Origin of the sequence: Asanoa iriomotensis (genome assembly GCF_016862515.1) — a bacterium.
Taxonomy (GTDB): domain Bacteria; phylum Actinomycetota; class Actinomycetes; order Mycobacteriales; family Micromonosporaceae; genus Asanoa; species Asanoa iriomotensis.
The window spans coordinates 73,942-83,599 of record NZ_BONC01000036.1 but is presented as its reverse complement, the minus strand read 5'-3'; the positions used below and the strand labels follow the sequence as shown (position 1 = coordinate 83,599).

Genomic DNA, 9,658 nt, shown 5'->3' with positions numbered 1-9,658 from the left:
CTGTCACTGTCCACTGTGGTATCGGACTCCTCGAAGTCCACGCCGACGCTGAGCCCGTCCAACACGCCGTCTTCCGCGAGCTGCAACGCCTCATCACCGGCCGGGCCGCGCGCCACCCGGAAGCGCACCCGCAGCCCCTCGGCGGTGTCGGTCAGCGCGAGCGCCTTCCCGACCGGCTTGGCGATGTCGTGGTCGCGCAGCAGCTTGATCCGGCCGACGTCGGTCCACTTGATCGAGCCAGCGGCGAACCTGAACATAAGCCCGTGCTTATGAGCGGTCGCGCCGTACGGCATCGCGAGCCCCTCGATCGTGCGGGCCGCGGAGTCGACCGCGAACCCGGCGACCGGCAGCGCCACGAACGTCTTCACGCCGACACCGCGGCGCACGACTCACAAGAGCGCGTGATCGTCATCGGGTGGTCCGCTGCGGTCAGGTCGAAGCTGACCCCCGTGCGGGTGGCCGGATCGCCGCAACCGTCACAGCTACCGCCCGGCTGGGCCGCCAGGTCCGCCAGGGCGGTGCGTGCGCGACGCTCGGCCTGTCGGTACACCTCGACGCCGGCCGGCGCGGTGGGACCGCAATCGTGGGCGTGTACGTACAGGGCCAGCAGCCCGACGATCACGTCGGAGACCGATCGCCCCGCGTCGGCCGCGATGGCCTGCGCCCGGCCGTACACCGGCTCCGCACCGTCGGGGAGATAGAACGTTCTGTTAGCCATGACCTGAATATAAGTAGATCCGACGCGTCTGTCCAATGTCGAGTCGCTGAGCGACTATCCCTTGCAGGGTAAGTCTTTCAGCGACTAGGAAGTTCGATTGGGCCCGCTTTGGTAGCCGTTACTCAGAGTGATCACGTCCCGCAGCGCCCCGGCTCCCGGAGAGAGAAAAAGGACAGACGTGGAAGTGTCCTAGGGTAGTTGATCAAGGGAAAACGGACATCCTGCCCTATCCACCGCGCTTGTAGTAGGTGGGCGAGTTGACGCAGAACTGGCACCGCGGCTGTAGCGGTCCCCCTTCGGTGGCGAGCGGGCCGCCCGCCCCTCGATCGCCGCAACAGACCGGATCAGGCACCGGCTCAGCCTCGCGGGGGGACTGAGCCGCTGAGCCGGTTGAGCCAGTAGGGCGCTCTGTCCCGCTTTGTACAACTGGCTCAACCGGCTCAAACAGATCAACCGGCTCAACTGGCTCAGCCATTACGAAGGTCGGTAGCGTCCACGCGGTGCGGTTGGCACCCGGCAGGTACGAAACGACGATCTCAAGATCGGTGCTCGCTCGCTTGATCGTCGGGTCGCTGAACCCCTCTGCCCTGCCGGCTGCCTTGACCGTGGCCGACTCGACAGCACCTTTCCCGGTGAGGTACCCCCGCAGCCACTTGCACGCCCGGTCGCGGGGCGTGTCCCGCTGCGCCGACCGGCTCTCCTGCGCGGTCATCAGGTCGTCAATGCGCCCGTCGGCCCTCCCGTCGACCACGATGTGTGACGACCAAATGGCCTCGTTCAGGTCGTCGTCGTGGCCGACCTTCACGCCCTCGATGTGGTATCTGACGCTGTGCGGCACCTTGGCGGCGAGGTTGTTCTTCGCCTGCCCGAGCAGGAACGTCTCGTGCGGCTTTTCGTCGGCGCCAGGCTCCGGCTCCTCCTTGGATGCGAACAGGACAGCACGCGCGACGGCCGAGAACGCCCGGGACGCCATGAGGCGGGTCAGGAGGTCGCTGCCCTGGCTTTTGTTGACGTGGATCAGACCGAGGATGGTCATCTGCCCGTCGTGGGCGAGTCGGGACAGGGGTTCAAGCGCCTGGCGCACCTCGGCATCCTTGTGGGTGTCGAGCGCGCCGGAGATGGTGCCCATGAGCGGATCGAGCAGGATCAGCACGACCCCCTCACGCGCGCACAGCCGCTGCAGCGCGCCGACGTCGGCCGGCAGGGTCAGGCCGGACACATGATCGTCTTCGATCGCGTCGACCCGCAGCACGCGCGCCAGGTCGGCGCCCGCGGCAACGAGCCGCGGCACGATGGTGCGCGCCCAGTCGTCCTCTGTGGCCGCTACGACGACGCTGCGGGGCTGTCCGTGGAACGAGCCTGGCAGCGTCCCTGTGGTCACCTGAGCGGCGATGCGGTAGGCCCACGTCGTCTTGCCGATGCCCTCCCGCCCACCGAGTAGGCACAGGCCGCCGAGAGGCAGCCAGCGTGCCGGCGGCAGCGGCGACATGAACCGCGCGACGGCGTCCTGCCCGACGGGTTCCTCCCACAGCCACCGGGTGCCCCGCATGGTGATCTCGCTGGCCCTGGTGACTTTGAGCCGTCGGCCGGTGGCCACGCCGGCCTCTTCGGCGGCGTCGATGTACCCGCGGGCCGCGAGCAACACTTCCTCTTCGGTCAGGTCGGTCATCGTGAGTACGCCCCGTTGTATCGGGGCGTCGGCGGCCCCCAGCTCGACGCGCGACCGCCGTGGTGGTCGCGTTCGCGCGGCCCAGGCTGGTCGGCTGTGGCGCGCTGGTCGGCCCAATCGATCAGGGTGCGCACGTCGCGCATGGCGGCGCGGTGCACCATGTCGTCGTTGCGGTCGGAAGCCTCGCGCTCGATCGCCTGCCCCATGGCCAGGCCGTAGGTGAACGCGGCTACCGGGTCGGTCAGATCGAGGTCGGCGAAGGCCGCGCGGATACCGCCGATCCGGTCACCCTGCGGTAGGTGCGCGGCGCCCGCGGCCTGCACGGTTGTGGCGGACGCGGGGCGCGTTTCGCTGCTGCGGTGGGGCGGCACGAAGATGGGCGCGCTCATCGCGGGCCACCACGGAACGGCGACTGACCGCGGCCTGAGAGCATCTTGACCGGCGCCGCGTGGCCGACCGGGCAGTGATCCGCATGGATGATCGTCCCGACGATGTCACGACCGTGAACGCGTCGATCCCGCCGGTTCGGCCGCAGGACGACCGGAACGCAGAACGCGCACATCGGCGGTACGCTGGTCGAGGTCTCCTTCGGTTTTCCCGGCGCCGGGTCGTGGTCAGCGGCCCGGCGTTCTTCTTTGCTCATGCCGCCCGGCCCTTGTCCTTGCGGCCGGCCGGGCGGGTGGTCCGGTCGGTGCGGCGGGCGGGCGCGAGCAGCCGCGCGAGGTCGGCCCGCTGGGCGTCGGTCAACTCGGGTGCCCTGTCGACAAGAGCCCTGATGTAGTCGGCGCTCATGCGTCGGCCCGCCCGTCGGATGGGGCGGTCAGGTCGGACAGCGTGAGTTGCTGATGCTCGATCGCAGCCCGCACGATGCGGACGGCCCTGGCGAGCACAGTCGGATCTTCCGCTGCGCGCTCGGCTGCGCGCAGCTTGCGCGCCCGGATGGCCGCAGCGGTACGTGGTTCTGACATTGGGTGCACTCCCGCACGCTCGTATCGATTCAGGCGATTCGCGGCGGGAAGACGTCTTGTCTCCCGCGCGGTCCGGCTGCGGGTGCGAGTGCGGGAACGGGTGCAGGTTTGCCAGCGTCGGCGCGAGCGCGAGCGGTAGCCGGATCTGCCAGCACGCTAACACGGTCTGCGGTGACCGTCCAATGTCGAGTCGCTGAGCGACTATCCCTTGCTACGTAAGTCTTTCAGCGACTAGGCAGTCCGTCGGCGTGCCAGTGGTCCGACCACGTCAGTGGGTCGCCGACGAACCGCGAGGCGCCGAGGAACCGGTGCGGTCCGCCCGGCCCCCGTGCCGGCTGACCCAACCAGACCTCCATGAGCCGTCGGATCACCGCCTGGCGACGCCGTACGTCGTCCAGCTCGCGGAACGCCTTCACGGGGTCCTTGGCGTTGAGCACGGCCGCCGCTGCGTCCACCCGGCCGGCCGCGGTGACGGTGGACTCGATCTCGGCCAGCCTCGCTTCGCCCTCGGCGACGCCCTCACGCAATGCCGCCACCACCCGCGGGTTCCTGGCCCTGGCCGCGTCGACAGCGAGAGCGGCGAGGTTTTCCGCGATCGCGTCGGCCTCGATCCGCAGCGCGGCGAGGTCCACCCCGTCGTCGGCGGCCGGCAGCAGCGGCCGGCGCGCGTTCCCCTTGGCCAGCTCCGCTTCGGTGAGCTCAAGAATGAACGTGTCGAGCGGCTCGCCCTTCCACGACCGCCAGCACGTGGCGCACTGGTAGATCCGGGCGCCGGTCTTGGTGTGGTAGTTGGTCTTCACCCGGGAGTCGCAGCGCAGGCAGCGGTAGACCCCCACGCCGATGTGCGACAGCGCCGTGCCGCGCTTGTTCTGCCGCCGGGCGGGGTCGGTGAGCACGCGGACCAGCGCGCGCCAGACGTCCGGGGTGACGATCTCGGGATTCGGCGCCTTGTATTCCGCGCCGCCCAGCACCCGCAGGCCCGCGATGCGAGGCGCGAGCAGGGTCCGCCGGATCACGTTGGCGCGCCACGCGGCGCCCGCGGGGGTCCGCTCGCCCGCGCGGTTGAGCCGCTTCGCGAGGGTCTCGAGCGCGCCCCCGGCGAGCACGTGCTCCGCCCACTCCTTGATCCGGTCGGCCTCGGCCTCGACAAGCCCGGTCCCGTCGGCAGTGATGCCGTAGCCGCGCCGGCCGCCGTGGAACTGACCGGCCGACGCCTTGCGCAGCGCCTCCCGCTTCAGCCGCTCCGAGGTGCGTTCGGCCTCGGCTGCGTCGGTGGACGCGAGCATGCGCGCGACCATCCGTCCGTCGGCAGTGTTCAGGTCGAACGCCGGGGACTTGCCGAACAGGTACCGGGTGCCGTGGCGCTGAGCCAGCTCTATTTGATCTTCATGCTCGCGGGGCGTGCGGGTGAGCCGGGAGGACGACAGCGAGACGATCACCTGGATCCGGCCGGCGCGAGCGTCGTCAAGAAGCCGTTGGTAGTCCGGCCGCTCCCGACGCGCCTTGGTGCTGGCGGACAGGTCGTTGTCCACGTACACGTCATAGACGGTGAGGCCGTCGCGCTCGCACAGCGCCCGGTTGTCTTCTTCTTGGCTCTCCACTCCGTGAGCCAGTCCCTCGCGGTCGTCGCTGATGCGGCAGTAGATCCCGGCGTACGTCGTCATGGCCGGTAGAGTACCAACCATCGGGTGATCGCCGGTTGGCTCGGCTGCGTGTCCATGAGGCGGGATGTTAGCCATCCGAGCGCACCAGCGGGAGATTTACCTCTACGCTGCGGCGCGAGCAGGGATTATCGGCCATATAAGGGGTGATGCCGGTGAAAGCCGGTGTGGCAGCCGGGCATCCGGCAACGACCGAGGTCGGTCTGCGGATTCTGGCCTCGGGCGGCACGGCCGCCGACGCGGCGGTCGCGGCCGTGCTGGCCTGCTCGGCGTCCGAGAGCGTGCTGACCGGGATCGGCGGCGGTGGCTTCGCCACCTACTACGACGCCGCCAACCGCACGGTCACCTGCCTCGACTTCTTCTGCTCGATCCCTGGGCTCGACGGCGACGTGTCACCGAAGCCGATGCTGCCCATCGAGGTGACGTTCGGCGGCGTGCCCATGCCGTACTCGATCGGCGGGCCCAGCGTCGGCATCCCGGGCGTACCCGCCGGCTGCGGCGAGGTGCACTCGCGCTGGGGCCGGCTGCCCTGGCACGAGGTGGTCGAGCCGGCGGTGCTGCTGGCCCGGGCCGGCGTCGCGCTGCCCGAGGCCCAGGCCCGCACGCTGGTCAGCGTCGCGCCCGCGTTGACGCCCAGCGACGGCGGCGAGATCTACGCGCCCGGCGGCCGGCTGCTCCGCGGCGGTGAGACGCTGCACCACCCGGGCCTCGACAAGGCGCTGGACGGCCTGGCCACCGAGGGCCCGTCGATCTTCTACACCGGCCGGTACGGCGACCTGCTGGTCGAAGCCGTCCGGGCCAGCGGTGGCGCGATCGGCCCGGCCGACCTGGCGGCGTATGAGGTGCTCGAACTGCCCGTGGCGCATGCCCGGCTGGCCGGACACCACGTCTACGCGCGGACGGACCTCAACGGCACGATCGCGACGATCAGCGCGCTGCCCGACCCGATCCAGGCCCTGTCCCGGCCCGCGCGGGCGGTCGCGGTGGCCGACGCGCTGCGCGAGTACGGCCGGCCCAAGATCGGCGACACCACCAACGTCTCGGTGGTCGACGAGGAGGGCAACGCCTGCGTGATCACCACGACGCTCGGCATCGGCGCGGGCGTCTGGCTGCCGGGCCTGGGCATCAACCTCAACTCGATGCTCGGCGAGGGCGAGCTGATCACCGAGGACATGGCGCCGGGCCAGCGGATGCAGTCGATGATGTGCCCGCTCGTGGTGATCGGCGAGGACGGCAACCTGGTGCTGGCCGCGGGTTCGGCCGGCGCCTCCCGGATCCGCACGGCCCTGATCGACACGCTGCTCGGCGTGTTGGTCGACGGCCTCGACACGGAGACCGCCGTGGCCCGGCCGAGGTTCCACGTGGTCGACAACGCGGTGCACGCCGAGCTGGGCTATCCGGAGGACGAACTGTCGGCGCTGGCCGACGCGGGCTACACGGTCGTGCAGTGGGAGGAGCTCAACCACTTCTTCGGCGGCGTCAGCGCGGTCGGCCTGGCCGGCGCGGGCGGCGACCCCCGCCGAGGCGGCACCGGCCAACTGCTCTAAAGACCATGCGACTGGCGAACGGGCGGATCCAAGGGCGACTTGACGGGCGGTGACCGAACTCTGATAGGCAAATGCTACAAAGGCTCGGAAATCCGATTCGGCCAACCCTGTTTCGGGTCGCAGCCTTAAGGCCGATCGGGGGATCGCGAGATTTTCCGCCACGAAGCCGCTCACGCCATTAGCATCGCCCGCGCAAGGGCGTCGAGGCACCTTCCGCCTTGGGCCTACGCGGAAAACTCCTTGATCTTCTCCGCCAAATCTGGCACTGGGTCGAAAACGAATCGCTTGCCAGATCGATTACGGATCAACAACCCATATGTGGTCAGATCCAGCAAGTCGCTTCGCGCTGTTTCAGTGCTGATCCGATGCGATGTCTTGTGAGATTGGACAGAGTAGCGCGACGCTGGAGCCTTCAGGGCATGCTGAAGCAGAGCGATTTGCCTTGAATTGAAGAAGTCGCCGAACTGCCGGAGCGTCGCCCGGACCTCTCTCACCTCGGCCATCTTATGAGCCAGGTATGCATGTAGGTCGTCGATGGCCTTGTGAACAACGCCCAAATGATGAACGAAAAAGTACGTCAGGTCGTTCTCGTCGGTTTCCGTATGAAGAAATGACTGGGCATATCGGACCTGGGACGGCTTCAAAATACGCGACACGCTCAGAAATTCAGTGAGCCAGTAGTTCTGATTTAGCATCGACCAGTAGAAGAGTGCGCGCGCCGTTCGGCCGTTCCCGTCCTCAAAAGGATGCTCGTAGCCGATCATGAAATGAATAACCAATGCGCGAAGCACGCCCGGAAGATACGCCGTCTCCGTCCTCGCGTTCGCGAAGTCACAAAGTCGTTCCATGCGCTCCGGGAGCTGCTCGGCCGGAGGAGGCGTATGCAGCACCTCTCCTTGGTCATCGAGAACCTGGACTCTGTCCTCGCTAGAAAGCTGAAATCGACCAGCCGCATCGGGGTTGTCCAACGTCTTCTCGGTTACGATCCTGTGTATCTCTCTTATAAGGTCGACGGTGAGCGGTTCGTTTCGCACTTCTCCGATACGTTGCATTGCGCGAAAATTGTTGAGAATCATCTGCTCGCTGCGGTCACGAGGCCGACGACCCGACCTGATCATGTCTCGCGCGACCTTGCGCGAGGTGGAGGCGCCTTCCAGTTGGCTCGATGTGATGGCCTCTTCAATGAGCTGACTGACAAGGTATCGGTCTCGCGTCGCTCTGTCCGTGACCTCTTCATGAAAACGAATTTGACCACTTGCGTGTGTCGCAACGAAATCTGTTTGACGCAATACCTCGTCCGGCAGGGTATATACGAATGGCTTGTCGCGCTCGTCTACCAGCGGGAGTCGCCGATAGACAGATCTCCGTGCGAGCTTGGTGGCTAGCCACCATTCCTCAACAGTGAAGCCCGCGGGCGGCTCTCGGAACCGTAACTCGTCCCAATGCAGGTAGGGCCTACTTGAGATTCCATCCGAGCCGAACAAGTTGAAGACTTCGCTGATCTTGTGGACGTCCCGCGTCTTCAGGACCTCCCTGAGGAGAAATTCGTCGTCAGGAGGGGGCATCGGCGGCTTCATCAACTGTCCCCTAGATCATCGAGTCTTGCTGCTAGTCTAGCAGAAACTAGCAGCAAACTCGGACCGCACTCACATTTCGCCTGTTCGACGGCGCTGGCCGGCGAAGGTTTGAAGCCCCGCTCGGGCCACTTTGCTGCTAGCTGCTGCCAAACTGGCAGTCCGAGGTTCTCGCACTGTTGCGGAGACTCTCAGGGCGCCCCAAGCATGGACAGCAGTTGCTGCTAGTTCCAAGACCCCTAGTACTGCCAGCTTGTCCATAGCTGCAAGGCTTCTTGCTGGTCGACGGCGCTGGCCGGCGAAGGTTGAAGCCCCGCTCCAGCCACTTTGCTGCTAGCTGCTACCAAACTGGTAATACAGGGTTCGTGCACTGTTGCGAGGTTCGTCCATGTCTGTGGGCCAATGGCCTCGATGCTGCGACAATCGCCTGACCCGGCGAGCGTTTGCAGCTTTCGGAACTCGGCATTGCGCTGGGCCTCTGTGGCTGTTCGTTGAGAGAGAACGTCATGGACGGACATCCCAACTAGTGTTCGGAACCGTCACCACTAGCAACGGTGGCTCTCACCTGAACGCGCGGATGGCGGCCAGGGTCGTGTGCACGTTGAACGCGTCGCCGTCGTCGCTGGCCCAGCCGCCGTCGCTGCGCTGCGTCTCGGCCAGCCGGCGGCGGGCGGCGGCGAGCAGGGTGTCGTCGGTCGACAGGCCGACCCGGCGCAGCGCCGAGGCCATCGCGGTGACGTCGGACGGGGTCATGTCGCGGACCCGCTCGGTGAGCACGACCTGGATCCGCGCCGACTCGTAGTACATCTCCTGGCGGTAGAGCACCGCGGCGCCGAGCCAGCCGGTGGCCAGGAACGACGGCCAGGTGCCGTCCGCGTGCACCGCGGCGGCGAAGGCGTGCGCGGCGCCCTGCACCACGCCCGCGTACACACCGCCGACCCGGTGGTCGAACGGGCCCGCGGCGCGGGCGTCGTGGCCGGCCACGGTGAGCCAGAAGCCGGCGTTGGCGGTCAGGTAGAGGGTCGCCTCCGGGTCGCCGGGTGTCGCCCACGGCGGCGCCCAGCCGGACAGCGACTGGTCCTCTTCCCAGGTGCCGTCGGGGCGCTGCCGGGTGGCCAGCCAGTCGAGGGCGCGGCGGGCCGCCGGGCGGCCGAGCGCGCCGAGGTCGTCGAGCTCGGCCAGGCGAAAGCAGGTGGCGTCGACCGACGCCATCTCGCCGCCCCAGATGGCCGGCCAGCCGCCGTCGTGCGCCTGGCCGACCTCGGCGTCCTCGAGGATCGCCTGCTGCGGTGGCGCGCCGACCCGCAGCCAGGACAGGCGGGCGCGGTCGACCGCGTCGCCATGGGCGACCACGAATCCGATCGCCGCGTCCAGATCAACCACGGGCGAAACGGTACCGGCGGAAATGCGAGTCCGCTTCAAGCGGTTGGCCAGGGACAACTGCCCGACGGCCTGGTTTAGGAACGAGAAACGGCACATCCCGGGCGCCGATGAGGTGCGACCGGGATGTGCCGTGGGTGG

9 protein-coding genes are annotated in these 9,658 nt (G+C 67.9%); 1 reads left to right on the top strand and 8 read right to left on the bottom strand.

All coding sequences use genetic code 11. The features are described 5' to 3' along the window. The 6 genes from Air01nite_RS24350 to Air01nite_RS24325 form a co-directional block, all read right to left on the bottom strand. Positions 1-368 (bottom strand): HK97 family phage prohead protease (locus Air01nite_RS24350; protein ID WP_203705490.1); only part of this gene is annotated, 368 nt, incomplete at its 3' end. Then, entirely contained in the window at positions 365-718 is a 354-nt protein-coding gene (locus Air01nite_RS24345) for a hypothetical protein (RefSeq protein WP_203705489.1), read from the bottom strand. The genes Air01nite_RS24345 and Air01nite_RS24350, both read right to left, overlap by 4 nt. Before the next feature lie 226 nt (positions 719-944). Then, complete coding sequence (locus Air01nite_RS24340; RefSeq protein ID WP_203705488.1) at positions 945-2,387, bottom strand: AAA family ATPase; 1,443 nt, start codon at positions 2,385-2,387, stop codon at positions 945-947. Next, positions 2,384-2,776, bottom strand: coding sequence for a hypothetical protein (locus tag Air01nite_RS24335; protein ID WP_203705487.1), 393 nt, complete (start codon positions 2,774-2,776; stop codon positions 2,384-2,386). The genes Air01nite_RS24340 and Air01nite_RS24335 overlap by 4 nt, the downstream gene beginning before the upstream one ends. Positions 2,777-3,026: 250 nt before the next feature. Further along, positions 3,027-3,179, bottom strand: coding sequence for a hypothetical protein (locus Air01nite_RS24330; protein ID WP_203705485.1), 153 nt, complete (start codon positions 3,177-3,179; stop codon positions 3,027-3,029). 400 nt (positions 3,180-3,579) lie between these two features. Further along, complete coding sequence (locus tag Air01nite_RS24325) at positions 3,580-5,019, bottom strand: recombinase family protein (protein ID WP_203705484.1); 1,440 nt, start codon at positions 5,017-5,019, stop codon at positions 3,580-3,582. A gap of 146 nt (positions 5,020-5,165) precedes the next feature. On the opposite strand from Air01nite_RS24325, the gene Air01nite_RS24320 reads away from it, so the two are divergent. Then, positions 5,166-6,563, top strand: coding sequence for a gamma-glutamyltransferase (locus Air01nite_RS24320; RefSeq protein ID WP_203705483.1), 1,398 nt, complete (start codon positions 5,166-5,168; stop codon positions 6,561-6,563). Between the two features lie 224 nt (positions 6,564-6,787). On the opposite strand, the gene Air01nite_RS24315 is transcribed toward Air01nite_RS24320, so the two are convergent. Both Air01nite_RS24315 and Air01nite_RS24310 read right to left on the bottom strand, forming a co-directional pair. After that, a complete protein-coding gene (locus Air01nite_RS24315) occupies positions 6,788-8,140 on the bottom strand; it encodes a Fic family protein (RefSeq protein WP_203705482.1) in 1,353 nt (450 codons plus the stop codon). A gap of 558 nt (positions 8,141-8,698) precedes the next feature. Beyond that, positions 8,699-9,616, bottom strand: coding sequence for a prenyltransferase/squalene oxidase repeat-containing protein (locus Air01nite_RS24310; RefSeq protein ID WP_203705481.1), 918 nt, complete (start codon positions 9,614-9,616; stop codon positions 8,699-8,701). Positions 9,617-9,658 lie beyond the last annotated feature (42 nt).

Excerpts from the sequence above, each read along its gene's own strand:
- Air01nite_RS24345 (WP_203705489.1), bottom strand. The coding sequence starts at position 718 with ATGGCTAACAGAACGTTCTATCTCCCCGACGGTGCGGAGCCGGTGTAC.
- Air01nite_RS24310 (WP_203705481.1), bottom strand. The coding sequence starts at position 9,616 with ATGTGCCGTTTCTCGTTCCTAAACCAGGCCGTCGGGCAGTTGTCCCTG.
- Air01nite_RS24335 (WP_203705487.1), bottom strand. The coding sequence starts at position 2,776 with ATGAGCGCGCCCATCTTCGTGCCGCCCCACCGCAGCAGCGAAACGCGC.
- Air01nite_RS24325 (WP_203705484.1), bottom strand. The coding sequence starts at position 5,019 with ATGACGACGTACGCCGGGATCTACTGCCGCATCAGCGACGACCGCGAG.
- Air01nite_RS24340 (WP_203705488.1), bottom strand. The coding sequence starts at position 2,387 with ATGACCGACCTGACCGAAGAGGAAGTGTTGCTCGCGGCCCGCGGGTAC.
- Air01nite_RS24315 (WP_203705482.1), bottom strand. The coding sequence starts at position 8,140 with ATGAAGCCGCCGATGCCCCCTCCTGACGACGAATTTCTCCTCAGGGAG.
- Air01nite_RS24330 (WP_203705485.1), bottom strand. The coding sequence starts at position 3,179 with ATGAGCGCCGACTACATCAGGGCTCTTGTCGACAGGGCACCCGAGTTG.
- Air01nite_RS24320 (WP_203705483.1), top strand. The coding sequence starts at position 5,166 with ATGCCGGTGAAAGCCGGTGTGGCAGCCGGGCATCCGGCAACGACCGAG.